17 protein-coding genes are annotated in these 18900 nt (G+C 70.1%); 5 read left to right on the top strand and 12 right to left on the bottom strand.

From position 1 onward, the window contains the following. Window positions 1-8 precede the first annotated feature (8 nt). Complete coding sequence (locus ACOKGD_RS07425; protein ID WP_342334800.1) at window positions 9-755, top strand: trimeric intracellular cation channel family protein; 747 nt, start codon at window positions 9-11, stop codon at window positions 753-755. A 13-nt stretch (window positions 756-768) separates the two neighbouring features. On the opposite strand, the gene leuA is transcribed toward ACOKGD_RS07425, so the two are convergent. Next, on the bottom strand, window positions 769-2523 hold the full coding sequence (gene leuA / locus ACOKGD_RS07420) for a 2-isopropylmalate synthase (protein ID WP_342334801.1): 1755 nt from the start codon (window positions 2521-2523) through the stop codon (window positions 769-771). 281 nt (window positions 2524-2804) lie between these two features. Between leuA and ACOKGD_RS07415 the strand changes: the two genes are divergently transcribed. Continuing rightward, window positions 2805-3458, top strand: coding sequence for a hypothetical protein (locus ACOKGD_RS07415; protein ID WP_342334802.1), 654 nt, complete (start codon window positions 2805-2807; stop codon window positions 3456-3458). Between the two features lie 76 nt (window positions 3459-3534). Here ACOKGD_RS07415 and era read toward each other — a convergent pair whose 3' ends face one another. Genes era through lepA form a run of 11 tightly spaced genes read right to left on the bottom strand, consistent with a single transcriptional unit; the run spans window position 3535 to window position 14576 of the window. After that, the gene (era, locus tag ACOKGD_RS07410; RefSeq protein WP_342334803.1) at window positions 3535-4458 is read right to left on the bottom strand and encodes a GTPase Era; all 924 of its coding nucleotides are present in this window, start codon (window positions 4456-4458) and stop codon (window positions 3535-3537) included. Beyond that, window positions 4451-5863: a hemolysin family protein gene (locus ACOKGD_RS07405; RefSeq protein WP_342334804.1), complete on the bottom strand. Its 1413-nt coding sequence runs from the start codon at window positions 5861-5863 to the stop codon at window positions 4451-4453. The genes era and ACOKGD_RS07405 overlap by 8 nt, the downstream gene beginning before the upstream one ends. 7 nt (window positions 5864-5870) lie before the next feature. Beyond that, window positions 5871-6341 carry an rRNA maturation RNase YbeY gene (gene ybeY, locus ACOKGD_RS07400; RefSeq protein ID WP_342335522.1) on the bottom strand — a complete coding sequence of 157 codons (471 nt, stop codon included), beginning with the start codon at window positions 6339-6341 and terminating at the stop codon, window positions 5871-5873. Beyond that, window positions 6335-7417 carry a PhoH family protein gene (locus ACOKGD_RS07395; RefSeq protein WP_342334805.1) on the bottom strand — a complete coding sequence of 361 codons (1083 nt, stop codon included), beginning with the start codon at window positions 7415-7417 and terminating at the stop codon, window positions 6335-6337. The genes ybeY and ACOKGD_RS07395 overlap by 7 nt, the downstream gene beginning before the upstream one ends. Before the next feature lie 13 nt (window positions 7418-7430). Beyond that, window positions 7431-7781: a histidine triad nucleotide-binding protein gene (locus ACOKGD_RS07390; protein WP_342334806.1), complete on the bottom strand. Its 351-nt coding sequence runs from the start codon at window positions 7779-7781 to the stop codon at window positions 7431-7433. 23 nt (window positions 7782-7804) lie between these two features. After that, on the bottom strand, window positions 7805-8536 hold the full coding sequence (locus ACOKGD_RS07385; RefSeq protein ID WP_342334807.1) for a 16S rRNA (uracil(1498)-N(3))-methyltransferase: 732 nt from the start codon (window positions 8534-8536) through the stop codon (window positions 7805-7807). A gap of 5 nt (window positions 8537-8541) precedes the next feature. Beyond that, window positions 8542-9660 (bottom strand): molecular chaperone DnaJ, encoded by a 1119-nt coding sequence (gene dnaJ / locus ACOKGD_RS07380; protein WP_342334808.1) that lies wholly within the window; start codon window positions 9658-9660, stop codon window positions 8542-8544. A 55-nt stretch (window positions 9661-9715) separates the two neighbouring features. Beyond that, window positions 9716-10756: a heat-inducible transcriptional repressor HrcA gene (gene hrcA, locus ACOKGD_RS07375; RefSeq protein ID WP_342334809.1), complete on the bottom strand. Its 1041-nt coding sequence runs from the start codon at window positions 10754-10756 to the stop codon at window positions 9716-9718. A gap of 58 nt (window positions 10757-10814) precedes the next feature. Continuing rightward, window positions 10815-12032, bottom strand: coding sequence for a radical SAM family heme chaperone HemW (hemW, locus tag ACOKGD_RS07370; protein ID WP_342334810.1), 1218 nt, complete (start codon window positions 12030-12032; stop codon window positions 10815-10817). Window positions 12033-12042: 10 nt separating this feature from the next. Next, window positions 12043-12696: a DUF1990 family protein gene (locus tag ACOKGD_RS07365; RefSeq protein WP_342334811.1), complete on the bottom strand. Its 654-nt coding sequence runs from the start codon at window positions 12694-12696 to the stop codon at window positions 12043-12045. Window positions 12697-12728: 32 nt separating this feature from the next. Next, entirely contained in the window at window positions 12729-14576 is a 1848-nt protein-coding gene (lepA, locus tag ACOKGD_RS07360) for a translation elongation factor 4 (protein ID WP_342334812.1), read from the bottom strand. A 263-nt stretch (window positions 14577-14839) separates the two neighbouring features. On the opposite strand from lepA, the gene ACOKGD_RS07355 reads away from it, so the two are divergent. From ACOKGD_RS07355 to ACOKGD_RS07345, 3 genes are read left to right on the top strand one after another with little or no spacing between them, the layout of a single operon-like run. Then, window positions 14840-15823 carry an ABC transporter permease gene (locus tag ACOKGD_RS07355; protein WP_342334813.1) on the top strand — a complete coding sequence of 328 codons (984 nt, stop codon included), beginning with the start codon at window positions 14840-14842 and terminating at the stop codon, window positions 15821-15823. 1 nt (window position 15824) lies between these two features. Further along, window positions 15825-16766, top strand: coding sequence for an ABC transporter permease (locus ACOKGD_RS07350; RefSeq protein ID WP_342334814.1), 942 nt, complete (start codon window positions 15825-15827; stop codon window positions 16764-16766). Next, entirely contained in the window at window positions 16763-18832 is a 2070-nt protein-coding gene (locus ACOKGD_RS07345; protein ID WP_342334815.1) for an ABC transporter ATP-binding protein, read from the top strand. Before ACOKGD_RS07350 ends, ACOKGD_RS07345 begins: the two co-directional genes overlap by 4 nt. The last annotated feature ends 68 nt before the right edge of the window (window positions 18833-18900 follow it).

Here is an 18900-nt window from a genome sequence, read left to right as displayed (position 1 = left end):
TAGAGAGCGTGACCGAATCGACCTTCGTGCTGCCCCTCTGGGCCGATCTCGCCGCCGTCGGGCTCGGCAGCGCGCAGGGCGCGGCCTTCGCGCACGGGTTCCAGGGCAAGAACCGCCTCGACCTCCTCGGGGTGGCCCTGATCGGCATCATGATCGGGATGGGCGGCGGTCTCATCCGCGACATCCTGCTCGGCCTGCCTCCGGCCACCCTGCAGTCGAACCTCTACCTGGTCGTCGCCATCGCCGCCGCCCTGGTCGGCATGCTGCTGGCGGGGGTGTTCCACAAGCTCAACAAGCTGATCATCCTGGCCGACGCCGTGCTGATCGGTCTGTTCGGGGCACTCGGCGTCAGCAAGGCCCTGGCGCTCGGCACCCCGGTGGTCCCGGCCATCGCGATCGGCGTGGCGGCGGCGGTCGGCGGCGGCGTCGCGCGCGACATCGCCCTCGGGCTGCCCGTCGCGATCATGCACGTCGGCTCGCTCTACGCGCTGGCGGCGGCCGGTGGCTGCGGCGTCATCGCCGTCGGCTTCCAGTTCGGTGTGCACCCGTACATCTGCGCCGCGGCGGGCATCCTCGTGTGCACCGCGATCCGCATGCTCTCCGTGATCTTCGACCTCTCGCTGCCCGAACAGCGCCGCCTCTACCGCCGCCGCGTCGCCGCGGAGGTCGCCGTCGAGACCGGATCGATCGCGATCATCACCCCGGACATGGCGGCGGGGGCCGTCGAGAACGACGACCCCCGCGGCTCGGCCTGAGCGAGCGCCCGGATCAGACTCCGGCCAGCTCGGGCTGACGGGTGCGGATCGAGCGGTTCACGCCCGACACGATCGCCTTGAGCGAGGCGGTCGAGATGTCGCCGTCGATGCCGACGCCCCACAGGCGCTGCCCGTCGACCTGCAGCTCGACGTAGGCGGCAGCCTCGGCGTCGCCCGATGCGCTGAGGGTGTGCTCGACGTAGTCGTACAGTGTGACGTCGATGCCCTGCTCGCGCAGGATCGTCAGGAACGCGGCGATCGGGCCGTTGCCGTGGCCCGAGACCTCGATCTGCTCCTCGCCGTCGCGCAGGACGATGTCGAGCGCGACGTTGCCGTCGAGCTTCGACTGCGTGCTCGTGCCCAGCAGCTCGAAGCGGCCCCACTTGTGGTCGTCGTGCGCGGCCGGCAGGTACTCGTCCTGGAAGACGCCCCAGATCTGGTCGCTGGTGACCTCCCCGCCCTCGGCATCGGTCTTGGCCTGCACCACACCCGAGAACTCGATCTGCAGCTTGCGCGGCAGATCCAGCGAGTGGTCGCTCTTCAGGAGGTAGGCGACGCCGCCCTTGCCGGACTGCGAGTTGACGCGGATGACCGCCTCGTACGACCGGCCCAGATCCTTCGGGTCGATGGGCAGGTAGGGCACGCCCCACTCGATGTCGTCGACCGTGACGCCCGCGGCCTCGGCCTTCGCGGCCATCGCCTCGAAGCCCTTCTTGATCGCGTCCTGGTGCGATCCGCTGAACGCGGTGAACACGAGGTCGCCGGCCCACGGCGCGCGCTCGGGCACGGGCAGCTGGTTGCAGTACTCGACCGTGCGCTTGACGTGGTCGATGTCGCTGAAGTCGATCTCGGGGTCGATGCCCTGCGTGAACAGGTTCACGCCCAGGGCGACCAGGTCGACGTTGCCGGTGCGCTCGCCATTGCCGAAGAGGCAGCCCTCGATGCGATCGGCGCCGGCCAGGTAGCCGAGCTCGGCCGCGGCGACGGCAGTGCCGCGGTCGTTGTGCGGGTGCAGCGAGATCAGCACGTTCTCGCGGTGATTGAGGTGTCGCCCCATCCACTCGATGGAGTCGGCGTAGACGTTCGGCGTCGCCATCTCGACCGTCGCGGGCAGGTTCAGGATGACCTTGCGCTCAGGGGTCGGCTGGAAGATCTCGAGCACCTGGTTGCAGACGTCGGCGGCGAACTCGAGCTCGGTGCCCGTGTAGCTCTCGGGCGAGTACTCGTAGTAGACCGTGGTCTCGGGGACGGTCGCCTCGTACTTCTTGCAGAGGCGGGCGCCCTCGAGCGCGATGTCGATGATGCCCTGCTTGTCGGTGCGGAACACGACCTCGCGCTGCAGGATGCTCGTCGAGTTGTACAGGTGGACGATCGCCTGCTTCGCGCCCTTGATCGACTCGTAGGTGCGGGCGATGAGGTGCTCGCGCGCCTGCGTCAGGACCTGGATCGTCACGTCGTCCGGGATGAGGCCCTCTTCGATGAGCTGGCGGACGAAGTCGAAATCGGTCTGGCTCGCCGACGGGAAGCCGACCTCGATCTCCTTGTAGCCCATCTGCACAAGCAGCTCGAACATCACGCGCTTGCGCTCGGGGCTCATCGGATCGATGAGCGCCTGGTTGCCGTCGCGCAGGTCGACCGCGCACCAGCGCGGCGCCTTCTCTATGCGCTGGGCGGGCCAGGTGCGATCGGGCAGGTCGACGGCGATCTGCTCGTGGTACGGCCGATACTTGTGGATCGGCATGCCGCTGGACTTCTGGGTGTTCTCCATGTGTGTCGCTCTTCTGTGTCGTGTCGTAAAAGAGGGCCGACGACGATCTCCGCGACGAGGAGGCCCTTAGTGCGAGGTCTCGTCGCGGCGGCTAAGAAGGAGGAGCCCACCGATGTGCATGGATTCAGGCTAACACGCAGAATGCGCGGTCGCGATCGCCTCGGCCCGGTCACGAACCCGATCCGGGTGAGCAGGATGCTCAGTGGCGAGCACGAAACCGGCCGCGAGGGGGCACGATGCGCGGTCATGAGACGATCGACCGCGCGCCGACACCTTCCAGCATGAGCATCAGCAAGCGCCTCGCCGCGATCGCCCTCGGGGCCGTTGTCGCGATCGGTCTCACCGCGTGCAGCACTCCTCGCGCCGACGCACCCGCCGCGGCGCCCAGCGCGAGTGATTCCGACACGTCCCCGGGGCGCCTCGGAGAGGTCGACCCGGCGCCGCCCGAGGGAGACGTCACCGGGCAGGGCACGGTGATGGATCGCGACGGCGGCGTCGAGCTCTGCGTGGGCGTTGTGTTCCAGCCCTATCCCCCGCAGTGCGACGGGATCCCGCTCGAGGGCTGGCAGTGGGACGCCGTCGACGGCGAGGAGTCCGCCGCGGGCGCCACCTGGGGCGAGTACGCGGTGACCGGCACCTTCGACGGCGAGCGGGTCACCGTGACCCAGCCGGCCATCCCGCTCGCGCTCTACGACCCGATCAGGCCCGAGGATCCGACCGGTGGCGTCCTTGGCCGGACGGCCGAAGCGGACCTGACCGCCATCCAGGAGGAGCTTCGCGCGCGCCTCGGCCAGGACGTCTTCCTGTCCTGGCTGGAGCGCGGCTACCTCTGGCTGCAGGTGGTGTGGGACGACGGCACGCTGCAGGAGGCGGCCGATGCCGAGTTCGGCGAGGACGTGATCATCGTCGAGCCGGCCCTGCGCCAGTTCGAGTGAGCTTCCGCCAGGGGATGCGCCCATGCGTCGGGCATGCCCGCATCCTCTGGCGGATCTGCGGCGCGGGTGCGCCGCGTCAGAAGCCCAGGCGGCCGAGCTGCTTGGGGTCGCGCTGCCACTCCTTGGCGACGCGCACGTGCAGCTTGAGGAACACCTTGGTGCCGATCAGCGGCTCGATCTGCGCGCGGGCGCGCGCGCCGACGTCGCGCAGGCGCGATCCGCCGCGGCCGATGATGATCGCCTTCTGGCTGTCGCGCTCGACGACCACGCTGGCGTGCACGTCGGTCATGTCGTCGCGGTCCTCGCGGGGGTTGATCTCGTCGACGGTCACCGCGATCGAGTGCGGGAGCTCGTCGCGGACGCCCTCGAGGGCGGCCTCGCGGATGATCTCGGCGACGCGATCCTCGGTGCTCTCGTCGGTGACGACGCCCTCCTCGTACAGCGCCGGACCGATCGGCATCAGCTGCAGCAGCTCGTCGCTCAGCACCTCGAGCTGATCGCCGGTGAGCGAGGACAGCGGGATCACCGCGGCCCAGTCCTCGCGGAGCGCGTTGACCTCGAGGAGGCGCTCCATGATCTGATCCGAGGTCGCGGCGTCGGTCTTCGTGACGATCGCGACCTTCTTGGCGCGGCCGTAGCCGTCGAGCGACTCGGCGATGCGGCGATCGCCGGGGCCGACCTTCTCGGTCGCCGGGGCGCAGAACGCGATCACGTCGACGTCGCCGAGCACCTGCTCGACGAGATCGTTCAGGCGCTGGCCGAGCAGGGTGCGGGGCTTGTGGAGACCCGGCGTGTCGACGATCACCAGCTGTCCGGCGGGCCGGTTCAGGATCCCTCGGATCGCGCGACGCGTCGTCTGCGGCTTATCGCTGGTGATCGCGACCTTCTCGCCCACGAGCGCGTTGGTCAGCGTCGACTTGCCCACGTTCGGACGCCCCACGAACGTGACGAATCCTGAACGTGCCCCGCTCTGCGGTTCGGGCTGGCTCTCGTCAGTCATCTCGTCTCTCCTTCTTCCGCTTCCTGCCGGCGCCGCCGTTGCGGGGCTCGGAAATCCTGTCGATGGCGACCTCGCCCGTGACCGGCTGGAACTCGGCGAACGCCTCTTCCACCGCCATCAGGGCCTCGCTGCGCTCGACGAACACCGTCGCGATCCCGCGACCGCGTCCGCGCGAGGTGCCGCCGGTCAGCACGATGCCGGCGACCTCGGCCACATCGCCCGGCTGGGGCACGCGGCCGATGGTCTTGCCGAGCAGGCCGCCGACCGAGTCGACGTCCTCGTCCTCCAGCTCGACGCCGAACAGGTCTCCCACCTCGTCCAGCGACAGCCGGGCGCTCACGCGGTAGCGACCGTCCGCGAGCTCGACGATCTCCTGGGTGGGCACGTCGTACTCGTCCGCGATCTCGCCGACGAGCTCCTCGATGAGGTCCTCGAGCGTCACGAGGCCGGCGATCCCGCCGTACTCGTCGACCACGAGGCACACGTGCACCGCGTCGCGCTTCATCTGCTGGAGCAGGGTCTCGGCGCGCATCTGCTCGGGCACGAACACCGCCGGCCGCGCGATGACGCGCAGCCCCACGCCCGCCTCGGGGACGCCCCCGCGGAAGCGGAACTGGACGACGTCCTTCAGGTAGAGCACGCCGACGATGTCGTCGACCTCGCCGTCCACCACCGGCATCCGCGAGATGCCGCGATCCAGGAACAGCTGCAGCGCCTCGTTCATCCCCGCGTCGGCGTCGACAGTGACCATGTCGGTGCGTGGCACCATGACCGCGCGCACCACCTGATCCGTGAAGTCGAACACCGAGTGGATGAGCTCGCGATCGTCTGCCTCGATGAGCGCGTTGGAGGCGGCCTCGTCGACGATGCTGAGCAGCTGCTCCTCGGACTCGAAGCTGCGCCGGCCGCCGCCCGGGGTCATCCGGTTGCCGACGCTGGCGAGGCCGTGCGCGATCGGCCCGAACAGCAGCCGGAGGCCGCGCACGATCGGGGCCGCGAACGGCAGCAGCTTGTCGGCGTACCGCCGGCCGTAGACCGCGGGGCTCGAGGCCACCGCCACGTAGTCGAGGGCGGCCATCGAGACCGCCGCGAACAGGATCGCCCACCAGATGCTGCCCCACGGCAGCGGATCCAGCAGCAGGGTGAACGCAGCCGTCACGAGCACCGCCGCGGCCATCTCGGCGAGCACGCGGACGAACACCACAACCGCACCGTGGCGATCCGGGTCGGCGGCGATCCGCGCCAGGGCGCGGGTGCTGCGGCCCTCGGTCGCGAGGTCGACGAGGTCGCCGCGCGAGCTCACGCCGAGCGCGGCGTCGACGGCGGACATCAGACCCGCGAACAGAAGGAGGACCAGCGCCCCGCACAGGAGCAGGATCGGGGCGAGCACGGCGGTGTCGGTCATGCGGCGCTCACGCGGTGGGTCGGCGGCGCTCCGCGGCGGCGAACGACGCGATCAGCTCCTTCTGGATGCCGAACATCTCGCGCTCGTCCTCCGGCTCGGCGTGGTCGTAGCCGAGCAGGTGCAGGAGGCCGTGCGTGGTCAGCAGGATCAGCTCGTCCATGGTCGAGTGGCCGGCGGTCTCTGCCTGGGACTCGGCGACCTGCGGGCACAGCACGATGTCGCCGAGCAGACCCGGAGGGGTCGGCTGGTCCTCGGTGCCGGGGCGCAGCTCATCCATGGGGAAGCTCAGGACGTCGGTCGGGCCCGGCTCATCCATCCACTGCAGGTGCAGCTGCTCCATCGCGCCCTCGTCGACCAGCACGATCGCCAGGTCGGCGTCCGGCGAGACGTGCATGGCGGTCAGGTTGTGCTGCGTGAGACGCAGCAGGACCGACTCGTCGATCTCGACGGCGGACTCGTTGTTGATGTCGATCACGATCGTCCTCGCTTGGGCATGCGGTCATGGGGGCCGTTCGAGCGCGGAGCCGCGGCTCGCCGCTCGGCCCGGTTGGCGAACTCGGAGGCCTCGTCGCGCTCGTGGCGGGCGGCCAGCCGCCGCTCGTCGTACTCGCTGTAGGCGTCGACGATGCGACCCACCAGCGAGTGGCGCACCACGTCGGAGCTCGTCAGGCGCGAGAAGTGGATGTCGTCGATGCCGTCCAGCACGCGGGTCACGAGCCGCAGACCCGAGGCGCCCTGGGGCAGGTCGACCTGCGTGATGTCGCCGGTGACGACCATGCGGGTGCCGAAGCCGAGACGGGTGAGGAACATCTTCATCTGCTCGGGGGTGGTGTTCTGGGCCTCGTCGAGCACCACGAACGAGTTGTTCAGGGTGCGGCCTCGCATGTAGGCGAGCGGGGCGACCTCGATGGTCCCGGTGGCCATGAGCTTGGGAACGAGCTCGGGATCCATCATCTCGTTGAGCGCGTCGTAGAGCGGCCGCAGATACGGGTCGATCTTGTCGGTCAGCGTGCCGGGCAGGAACCCGAGGCGCTCACCGGCCTCGACCGCGGGGCGCGTGAGGATGATGCGGTCCACCTCGCGGCGCTGCAGCGCTTGGACGGCCTTCGCCATCGCGAGGTAGGTCTTGCCCGTTCCGGCGGGGCCGATGCCGAAGACGATCGTGTTCTCGTCGATCGCGTCGACGTACTCCTTCTGCCCCGCGGTCTTCGGGCGGATGACCTTGCCCTTGCTGGACAGGATCGCCTCGCCCATGACCTCGCTGGGGCGGGGTCCGCCCTCGTCCCGCAGCATGCGGGCCGAGGTGGCCACGTCGGATTCGCCGAGCGCGTGACCGGCCCGGGTCATCTGCAGCAGCTCGTCGACGAGCGTCCGCGCGGCGCGGACGGCCTCCGCCGCCCCGCGCAGCGTGATCTCGTTGCCACGGACATGCACGTCCACGTCGGGATGCGCGCTCTCGACCATCCGCAGCAGGCGGTCCTGGGGGCCGAGCAGCTGCACCATGGCCACGCCGTCGGCGGTCACCGTCTCGGTGATGACATCGGCATCGTCCATGCCGGCTCGGTTATCAGGCACCGACGAGGCTCTTCTCTCCGAGGCTGCCACCGGCGAGCAGGTGCGCGTGCACGTGGAAGACGGTCTGGCCCGCACCCGCCCCGGTGTTGAACAGGAGGCGGAAATCGCCGTCGGCGCGCTCGGCGGCGAGGTCGTGGGCCACCGCCACCATCTCGGCGAGCAGGGTCGGATCGCCGGCCGCCAGCTCGGCGACGTCGCGGTAGGGCGTCTTGGGGATGACCAGCAGGTGCACGGCGGCCTGGGGCGCGATGTCCTCGATCGCGAACACCCGGTCGGTCTCGGCGACGATCGTGGCGGGGATCTCCCCCTGCAGAATGCGCGTGAAGATCGAGGGTTCGCTCATGCCTTCAGTCTATTGCCCGCGGGTCACCAGCGCCCGAGGCGCGCATTGACGAGCGCCAGGGCGGCGGGCCCCGCGGTCGAGGTGCGCAGCACCGTGTCGCCGAGCCGCACCCGCGCGGCGCCTGCCGCCTCCAGGCGCGCGAGCTCGTCCGGGGCGATGCCGCCCTCGGGGCCCACGACCAGCACGATGGACGAGTCCCCCGTCAGATCGAGCGAGCTGAGGCGCACCTCGGCGGTCGGCTCGAGCACCAGGACGCGCTCACCGGCCGCCCGCGCGGCGAGGGCGGCCGTTGTGGCGATGGCGGCGACCTCGGGCAGCCAGGCCCTGTGGGCCTGCTTGGCCGCCTCGCGCACGATGGTCGCCCAGCGCTGACGGCCCTTCTCGGCCTTGGGGCCCTCCCAGCGCGACACGCTCCGCGACGCCTGCCAGGGCACGATCTCGTCGACGCCCAGCTCGGTGGCCGCCTGCACGGCGAGCTCGTCGCGGTCGCCCTTGGCCAGCGCCTGAGCGAGCGCGAGGCGCGGGCGCGGCTCGCTCTCGTCGCGACGCCCGGTGATCCGGACCACGACCTCGCGGGGCGCCACCGCCTCGCACTCCCCCTCGAGCCACGCGCCTCGGCCGTCGGTGACCGTCACGGCCTCGCCGACCCGCACGCGCCGCACGGCCGCGGCGTGGTGCGCCTCGGCGCCCGTGAGCGTCAGGGTGTCGCCGACCGCGATGGATCCGGCGGTCTCGTCGATGAAGTGCAGCGCCATGGGCGTCAGCTGTTCCGGAACCGGTCGCGCAGCTTCGAGAACAGGCCCTGGTGGAACTCGGCCAGCTGGGGCTTCGGCGCCTTCGTGCGCTGCGCGAGCTCCTCGACCAGCGCGCGCGTCTTGGCGTCGATCTTCGTGGGCGTGACGACGTGGACGCCGACCCGCAGGTCGCCGCGCGCGCTGGTGCGAAGGCCGGTGATGCCGCGGTCCTTGATCGTGAGGATGTCGCCGCCCTGCACGCCGGGGCGCAGCTCGAGCTCGACGGGGCCGTCGAGCGCGTCGATGGTCGTCGTCGCCCCGAGGATCGCATCGGTCATCGACACCTCGAGCGTCGCAAGGAGGTCGTCGCCGTCGCGGCTGAACACCGGGTGCGGGTTGACGTGCACCTCGAGGTACAGGTCGCCGTTCGGGCCGCCGGCGGGGCCGACCTCACCCGAACCGGGCATCTGCAGGCGCAGGCCCGACTCCACGCCCGCGGGGATGTCGACCGACACGGTGCGGCGCGAGCGCACACGACCCTGGCCGTTGCAGGAGGTGCAGGGGTGCGGGATCGTCGTGCCGTAGCCCTGGCAGGAGCCGCAGGGCTGCGAGGTGACGACGTTGCCGAGGAGGCTGCGCACCTGGCGCTGGACGTGGCCCGAGCCGCCGCAGATCTCGCAGCGCTCGGTGCTGGTGCCCGGCTGGCAGCACGAGCCCTGGCAGGTCTCGCACAGCACGGCCGTGTCGACCTCGAGGTCGCGGTGCGCGCCGAAGACGACGTCGCCGAGGTCGAGGGTGACCCGCACGAGCGCGTCCTGCCCGCGCTCCCGGCGCGAGCGCGGTCGACCGCCGCGGCCGCCACCGCCCCCGGCGCCGAAGAAGGTCTCGAAGATGTCGCTGAAGCCGCCGAAGCCGCCGCCGGCCCCGCCGAACATCGCCTCGTCGCCACCCATGTCGTAGCGGCGGCGCTTCTCGTCGTCGCTCAGCACCTCGTACGCGTGCGTCACGAGCTTGAACTTCTCGGACGCCTCATCGCTCGGGTTCACGTCGGGGTGCAGCTGGCGCGCCAGCTTGCGGTACGCCTTCTTGATCTCGTCGGTGCTCGCCTCGCGCGACACACCCAGGACCTCGTAGTGGTCAGCCACAGTCGCCTCTCATCGGATCGCGCGCCCGCGCGATCCGCTCATCCGGAAGTCCGCCTCAGCGGCGGTTCTCGTCTTCGTCCAGCAGCCGGGACAGGTACCGCGCCACCGCGCGGGCCGTGGCCAGGTTGCTGGGATAGTCCATGCGCGTCGGACCCATGAGCCCCACGCGCGCGTGGCCGATGGCGGCGTCGTAGTCGCTCGCGACGATCGACGCCTCGGCCAGGCCGAACGCCGCGTTCTCGCGACCGATCGAGACCGACAGGCCCTTCTCGTCCGGCGCCATCTCGGACATCAGCCGCAGCAGCGTGACCTGCTCCTCGATCGCCTCGAGGAGCGGATGGATGCTGCCGCGGAAGTCCTGCTCGCGCTTGGCGAGGGTCGCCGCCCCGGCCATCACAAGCCGATCCTGCCGGAACTCGTCGAGCTCCTCGGCGACCACCGCCGCGATCGTGAGCAGCGCGCTGTCCAGCGGCGCGCGCTCGGCCGGGGCCGCCGCGCGCATCGCCTCGATCCGCTCGGAGCCCGAGCGCACCGAGCGGCCGCTGATGAGCGTCGCGATCTGCGCACGCAGCACAGCGACCCCCGCCTCGTCGACCCCCGCGGGCGTCGACATCAGCCGCTGCGAGACACGCCCCGTGTCGGTGACGATGATCACCAGCAGCCGGATGTCGTCCAGCCGCACCAGCTCGACGTGCGTGACGTTCGCCGACGCGAACGAGGGGTACTGCACCAGCGCCACCTGCCCGGTGAGCTGGGTCAGCAGCCGGACAGTGCGAGAGAGCAGGTCGTCGAGGTCGGCGGGATCCTGCAGGAACGTCGAGATCGCCGAGCGCTGCGCCGGCGTGAGCGGCCGGAGCTCGGCGAGGTGGTCGACGAAGACGCGGTAGCCCTTGTCGGTGGGCACGCGCCCCGAGGACGTGTGCGGGGCGGTGATGAGCTCCTCGTCCTCGAGCATCGCCATGTCGTTGCGGATCGTCGCGGCCGAGACGCCGAACGCGTGGCGATCGACGATCGACTTGCTGCCGACCGGCTCGTGCGTGTCGACGTAGTCCTGGACGATCGCACGGAGCACCTTCAGTCCGCGTTCCGTGACCATGGGCACCTCCCGATCGCGCTTGGCACTCGCTCGTACTGAGTGCCAATTCTAGCCGGGATCACTCCGTGAGTGCGCGCACCACGGCGTCTGCCAGCAGGCGTCCCTGCAGGGTGAGCACCACACGGCCGCGGATCGCGGACGCTCCGTCGATCAGCCCATCGGCGACGAGCCCCGCGACGGCGCGGCGCGCGCCCGCATCCAGCGAGTCGACAGCGAGGCCCTCTCGGATCCGGCTTTCCAGCAGCACCCGCTCGAGCGCGCGGGCCTCGGGCCCGGGGGTCTCCCGGCCCGCCGCCGGCGACTCGCCGAGCGCGAGGCGCTGGGCGTAGGCGGCGGGATGCTTGACGTTCCACCAGCGCAGGCCCCCGACGTGGCTGTGGGCGCCGGGGCCGAAGCCCCACCAGTCGGTGCCGCGCCAGTAGGCGAGGTTGTGCCGCGAACGGTGCTTCTCGCCGCGCGACCAGTTGCTCACCTCGTACCAGTCGAACCCGGCGGCGGCGAGCTTCGCGTCCGCCAGCTCGTACATGTCGGCCTGCAGGTCGTCGTCGGGCGCGGGCACCTCGCCGCGGCGGATCTGCCTCGCGAGCTTCGTGCCGTCCTCGATGATGAGCGCGTACGCCGAGATGTGGTCGGAGCCGAGCGCGAGGGCGTCGTCGAGCGAGGCCTCCCAGTCGGCCAGGGTCTCCCCCGGCGCGCCGTAGATGAGGTCCACGCTGACGTCGAGCCCCGCCTCGCGCGCCGCGTCCACGGCCGTGCGCACGTTGGCGGGCGTGTGCGTGCGGTCGAGGGCCGCCAGCACGTGCGGCACCGACGACTGCATGCCGATCGACATCCGGGTCACTCCCGACGCGGCGAGCTCGCGCACGACCGCCGGCGTCACCGTGTCGGGGTTCGCCTCGACGGTGATCTCGGCGCCGTCGGCGATGCCGAAGGCGCCGCGAACGCCCTCCAGCATCCGGCCGAGGTCGCCGGCCGGGAGCAGGGTCGGGGTGCCGCCGCCGAAGAAGACCGTCGACGCGGCCCGGATGGGGCCCGCGTGCGCGAGCACATCGCGGCCGAGCGCGATCTCGTGCAGCAGCGTGCCGGCGTATTGATCCTGGCGGGCCCCGCGCAGCTCGTCCGACGTGTAGGTGTTGAAGTCGCAGTAGCCGCAGCGCACCCGGCAGAACGGCACGTGGAGGTAGACGCCGAACGCGACGTCCGGATCGATCCGGATGTCGTCGGGCAGGCGTCCGTCGGCCGGGGCCGGATCACCGAGGGGCAGCGGGCCGGCCATCAGCGGAGCCTCAAGATCCGGGGGTCGCGAACAACGGCGAGATGGCGCGCAGGTAGCCGGCGAACAACGCCTTGCGGCGTCGGCGCACAAAGCCCTTGAACATCCGGTAGAGCAGGCCCACCGGGCGGTCGAACGCCTTCACGGTGAACCAGACCTCGTCGTTCTCGCGCCACTCGAGCATGAACGACTCCTCGCCGCTCACCATGGACCCGCCCACGGTGCCGAGCGCGAAGCCGACGCGACGCGCCTCCTCGATCACGAAGATCACACGCAGCTCGGCGTCGGCGCGCATGCCCGCGACACGGCCGTGCACCCGCAGGGTCGTGCCGGGGCCGGCATAGGGGGTGCCGTCGGCGTCGTAGCGCTGGTCGCTCTCGAGGCGCGACGGCGCCACGGGCGTGCCTTCGCTGTCAAAGCTCACACCCGAGTACGCCGGGCCCTGCGCGGGGCGCACGTCGCTGACCCGGAGGCCCGCGCCCTTGAGCGCGCCCCAGGAGAGCAGCGCCTCGCTGGCCGTGGCGAAGCGATCGTCGCCCGAGCCGATGCGCCACGAATCGGCAGCCGGGAGGCTGCCCTTCGGCGGGTACTGCAGCAGATCGTTCGCCTGCGTGGCGCCGACCGCCGCGTAGTCGACCGTCTCGTCCTGGAAGCTGCCGCGACGCATGTTCTCCACCCTACGTTCTGGGACCGGGAGCCCTACTTGCCCTTGGTCTCGACATCACCGGACAGCGCGGCGATGAACGCCTCCTGGGGGACCTCCACGCGACCGACCATCTTCATGCGCTTCTTTCCCTCCTTCTGCTTCTCGAGCAGCTTGCGCTTGCGGGTGATGTCGCCGCCGTAGCACTTGGCGAGCACGTCCTTGCGGATCGCGCGGATGTTCTCGCGGGCGATCACGCGGGCGCCGATGGCGGCCTGGATCGGCACCTCGAACTGCTGGCGCGGGATGAGCTTGCGCAGGCGCTCGGTCATCACCGTGCCGTAGCCGTACGCCTTCTCGCGGTGCACGATCGCGCTGAACGCGTCGACGCGCTCGCCCTGCAGCAGGATGTCGACCTTCACGAGGTCGGCCTCCTGGCGGCCGGCGGGCTCGTAGTCGAACGAGGCGTAGCCCTGCGTGCGGCTCTTCAACTGGTCGAAGAAGTCGAACACGATCTCGCCGAGCGGCATCGTGTACTTCAGCTCGACGCGCTCCTCCGAGAGGTAGTCCATGCCCAGCATGGTGCCGCGGCGGTTCTGGCAGAGCTCCATCACCGTGCCGACGTAGTCCTTGGGCGTCAGGATCGAGGCCTTCACGATCGGCTCGGAGACCGCGCCGATCTTGCCGTCGGGGTACTCGCTCGGGTTGGTGACCACGATCTGATCGCCGGTCTCGCTCGTGACCTCGTAGATCACCGACGGAGCCGTCGTGATGAGGTCGAGGCCGAACTCGCGCTCCAGGCGCTCGGTGATGATCTCGAGGTGCAGGAGCCCGAGGAAGCCGCAGCGGAAGCCGAAGCCCAGCGCGACCGAGGTCTCGGGCTCGTACGCGAGCGACGCATCCGACAGCTTCAGCTTGTCGAGCGCCTCGCGCAGATCCGGGTAGTCGCTGGCGTCGATCGGGTACAGGCCCGAGTAGACCATCGGCTTCGGATCGACGTAGCCGGCCAGCGCCGTCGTCGCGGGCTGACGATGCGTGGTGACGGTGTCGCCGACCTTCGACTGGCGCACGTCCTTCACGCCGGTGATCAGGTAGCCCACCTCGCCGACGCCGAGCCCCTTCGAGGGCACGGGCTCGGGGGCCGACACGCCGATCTCGAGGGCCTCGTGGGTCGCCTTCGTCGACATCATCTGGATGCGCTCGCGCGGCGAGAGGTGACCGTCGATCATGCGGACGTAGGTGATGACACCGCGGTAGGCGTCGTAGACCGAGTCGAAGATCATGGCGCGCGCCGGCGCCTCAGGGTCGCCCTTCGGCGCCGGGATCTCGCGGGACAGGCGGTCCAGCAGCTCCTCGACGCCCTGGCCGGTCTTGCCGGACACCCGCAGCACGTCGTCCGGGTCGCCGCCGATCAGATCGGCGAGCTCCTTGGCGAAGCGCTCCGGATCGGCCGCGGGCAGGTCGATCTTGTTCAGCACCGGGATGATCGTCAGATCGTTCTCGAGCGCGAGGTACAGGTTCGCCAGCGTCTGGGCCTCGATGCCCTGCGCCGCGTCGACGAGGAGGATCGCGCCCTCGCAGGCCGCCAGCGACCGGGAGACCTCGTACGTGAAGTCGACGTGGCCGGGCGTGTCGATCATGTTCAGCGCGACGGTCTCGCCGTCGACCTCCCACGGCATGCGCACGGCCTGCGACTTGATGGTGATGCCGCGCTCGCGCTCGATGTCCATGCGGTCCAGGTACTGGGCGCGCATGTCTCGGTCCGAGACCACGCCGGTGATCTGCAGCATGCGATCGGCCAGCGTGGACTTGCCGTGGTCGATGTGGGCGATGATGCAGAAGTTTCGGATGCGCTCGGGGGGCGTGGCGGCAGGCTCGAGCGGCTTCAAAGCACGGGGTGACATGTCCCCTCGAGTCTACGGTGCGCCCGCCGAGCCCCCACACAGCGGCGTGCGGTGCCGGGATCGACCCCGATGGGCGGCTAAACTCCCCATCGCTCCGGTGCAACACGATGCATGTTGCACGCGTGATTCGCGCATGTTGCAGTAATTTCACGTCTGGAGCGCGGAACGGTAACGCTTTTCGCACACTTCGGGACGGTCGACGGCGACCTTCCGGCACGGGGGTAGAGTCCCCACAACGTTCGTTACGAAAGAAGTCCTGACACGTGATCCGATTCCTGCTCCGCCGCGCTGGCGGCTGGCTGCTGATGATCGCGGCGGTGACCAACCTGACGTACTTCCTCGCCTGGGGTTATCTCGACCCCCGCGCGAACTACGTCGGTCGCCGCCCTCCTCTGTCCGAAGAGCAGATCGTGGGCCTGCTGCGCCCCCGCAACCTCGACGACAAGGTGCCCCTCCTCGAGCGCTGGTGGGGGTGGTTCAGCGGCATCGTCACGCGATGGGACTGGGGAGTCAGCCCCGTCGGCCAGTCGGTGAACGAGCAGGTCGCGTACCGCATGTGGGTGTCGGCAGAGCTGATGCTCGGCGCGACGATCCTCCTCACGATCGTGGGTGTGGGCCTTGGCGTCTACACCGCATCGCGCCAGTACAAGACGGCGGACCGGGTGTGGCAGGGCGTCTCGATCGTCACCATGAACATCCCGATCGTCGTCGGCGCCCTCGCGATCGTGCTGCTCGCGATCGCGCTGAACAACGCCGTCGGGACGCGCATCTTCTACGTCACGGGCGCATCGTCCGTCGGGGTCAGCGGATTCCTCCCACAGGTGGTCGACACGCTCCAGCACCTCGTGCTGCCGACGCTCGCGCTGGTGATCACCGGCTACGCGCAGTACCACTTCCTGCAGCGCTCGCTGCTGCTGGACAACATCAAGACGGACTACGTGCGCATGGCGCGCGCCAAGGGCCTCACCAAGCCCCAGGCGGTGCGCCGCCACGCGCTGCGCACGTCGCTGATCCCCGTCGCGACCCAGGTCGCGTTCTCCATCCCCGCGATCTTCACCGGCGCGATCCTCACCGAGCGGATCTTCGCCTGGGAGGGCATGGGCAAGTACTTCCTGGACACGATCACGCTCAACGACATCCACGGTGTCGTCGCGGTCGCGGCGTTCGGCGCCGTGCTCACCGCGGTCGGTGCCGTCCTCTCGGACGTCGCCGTCGTGATCCTCGACCCCCGAGTGCGGGTGAGCTGACATGAGCATCGACAAACTGGCCGACCCCCTCGAGCACGGCGACAACCCGCCGCCCAGCGAGACCGAGCTGCGCGCCCCCGGGCGCAAGCGCCTGTCCAAGTGGGAGCTCTACGGTCGCCGCTTCGTCCGCAACCGCGGTGCCCTCATCGGCCTCGGCATCTTCGTCCTGCTGGTGCTCTTCGCCATCCTCGGGCCGCTGTTCCAGCAGTTCGACCACATCGAGCTCGACTTCCTCGCGCTGAGCGACCCGCCCAGCCCCGAGCACTGGTTCGGCACCAACAACGCGGGCAACGACCTGTACGCGATGGTCGTCGTCGGCCTGCAGCGCTCGCTGATGATCGCCATCACGGTCGCCGTCGGCACAACGGTGCTGTCAGCCGTGATCGGCGCCGCCGCCGCGTACTTCCGCGGCTGGTTCGAGCGCGTCACGCTGCTCGTCATCCACTTCCTGATGGTGACCCCCACCTTCCTGATTCTCGCGATGATCTCGAACGACGCCGGCGGCGACTGGCGCGTGATCTCGCTCGTGATGATCCTGGTCGGCTGGTTCTTCTCGGCCCGCGTGATCTGGACGCTCTCGCTGTCGATCCGCGAGCGCGAGTACGTGCAGGCGGCGCGCTACATGGGCGTCCGCGGCTTCACGATCGTGATGCGCCACATGCTGCCCAACATCGGCTCGCTGCTGGTGATCAACTTCACCCTCGGCGTCGTCTCGGCCGTCCTGACCGAGACCGGCCTGTCGTTCATCGGCTTCGGCGTCAAGCTGCCCGACGTGTCGCTGGGCTCGCTCATCGGCATCGGCGCGAACAGCATCTCGAGCGCGCCCTGGCTCTTCTACTTCCCGGCCGGCGCCCTGACGCTGCTCACGGTCTCGATGGCGCTCGTCGCCGACGGTCTCCGCGACGCGCTCGACCCGACCTCGGCGGCGGGAGGCCGCGCATGACACTCGCAGACACCACCACCGCCGTTCTCGAGGTCCGCGACCTCACCGTCAGCTTCCCGTCCGAGGCGGGACGCGTGGACGCCGTCCGCGGCGTCTCGTTCGACCTGCTGCCCGGGCGCACGCTCGGCATCGTCGGCGAGTCCGGATCCGGCAAGTCCGTCACGTCGCTGGCCATCATGGGCCTGCTCGACGACAACGCCCGCGTGGCCGGATCGATCCGGTTCGGCGGCGACGAGCTGCTCGGCAAGACCGACGCGCAGATGTCGAAGCTGCGCGGCAACGGCATCGCGATGATCTTCCAGGATCCGCTCACCTCGCTCACTCCGGTGTTCACGATCGGCGACCAGCTGATCGAGGCCCTGACGGTGCACGACAGCCGCATGACGCGCCAGGCGGCCTCCGCCCGCGCGATCGAGCTGCTGCGCCTGGTCGGCATCCCGAACCCGGAGAAGCGGCTGAAGTCGTTCCCGCACGAGTTCTCGGGCGGCATGCGCCAGCGCGTCGTGATCGCGATCGCCATGGCCAACCGCCCGAAGCTGATCATCGCCGACGAGCCCACCACGGCCCTCGACGTCACGATCCAGGCGCAGATCCTCGAGCTGATCAAGACCGCCCAGCGCGAGACGGGCGCCGCGGTGATCATGATCACGCACGACATGGGCGTGGTGGCGAACATCGCCGACGACGTGCTCGTGATGTACGCGGGCAAGCCCATCGAGCAGGCGCCGGTGGACGAGCTGTTCGCCGACACGCGCATGCCGTACTCGATCGGCCTGCTGGGTGCGATCCCCCGCGTCGACAAGGCCGAGAAGCAGCCGCTGGTGCCGATCAAGGGCAACCCGCCGCTGCTGGTGAACCTGCCCGACGCCTGCCCGTTCGCCGACCGCTGCCCGATCGCGGTCGACGCGTGCCGCCGCAAGGAGCCCGAGCTGCTGCCCGTGGGCGGCAAGGTCGAGCACCGCGCCGCGTGCATCCGCGCCGAGGAGATCCGCGCCGGCTACATCGACGGCCACCCGGTCTACCCGGTGCCCGAGGTGCCGACGTCCGCCCTCGTCCGCACGCCGCGCGAGGAGCGCCCCGCGACCCTCGTCGTCGACAACCTGGTGAAGACCTTCCCGCTCACCCGGGGCGCCTTCTTCAAGCGCCGCATCGGCGATGTGCACGCGGTCCGCAACGTCAGCTTCGACGTCCGCGAGGGCGAGTGCATGGCGATCGTGGGCGAATCCGGATCGGGCAAGACCACAACGTTGCTGCAGATCATGGATCTCGCGCAGCAGCAGGACGGCGACATCCGGATCAACGGGGTGAGCGTGGCGGACATCCGCAGCGCGCGCGCCGAGCGCGACCTCCGCCGCGACATCCAGATCGTCTTCCAGGACCCGATGGGCGCCCTCGATCCGCGCATGACGGTGTACGACATCATCGCCGAGCCGCTGCACACGATCGGCGAGTCGAAGGACCGCATCGAGACGCGCGTCGACGAGCTCATGGACCTCGTGGGCCTCAACCCCGCCCACAGCGACCGGTTCCCGACCGCGTTCTCGGGAGGCCAGCGCCAGCGCATCGGCATCGCCCGGGCGCTCGCGACGAACCCCAAGGTCGTGGTGCTCGACGAGCCCGTCTCGGCGCTCGACGTGTCGATCCAGGCCGGCGTCATCAACCTGCTCGACGAGCTGAAGGTCAAGCTGGGCCTGTCGTACCTGTTCGTGGCCCACGACCTGTCGGTCGTGCGGCACATCGCCGACCGCGTGGCGGTCATGTACCTCGGCAGCTTCGTCGAGCACGGCGACGTCGACGCGGTGTTCGACAACCCGCAGCACCCGTACACGCAGGCGCTGCTGTCGGCCATCCCCGTGCCGGACCCCCGGATCGAGCGCACCCGCGAGCGGATCGTCCTCACCGGCGACCTGCCGAGCCCGACCGAGGAGCCCCGCGGCTGCCCGTTCGTGACGCGCTGCCCGCTGTACCGGACACTCGCACCGGAGCAGCAGGAGCTCTGCGAGGGCGTGATGCCCCCGCTCACGGGCGAGGACGGCGTGCACGTCAACGCCTGCCACTGGCGCTGACCGGGTCTTCCGCTCGGACACCCGCCGCCACCAGACTCACAACTCAATAAGTCCCCACCAAAACACAG

This window comes from Microbacterium phosphatis (assembly GCF_049177115.1).
Taxonomy (GTDB): domain Bacteria; phylum Actinomycetota; class Actinomycetes; order Actinomycetales; family Microbacteriaceae; genus Microbacterium; species Microbacterium phosphatis.
This window is presented reverse-complemented; position numbering and strand designations above follow the sequence as displayed.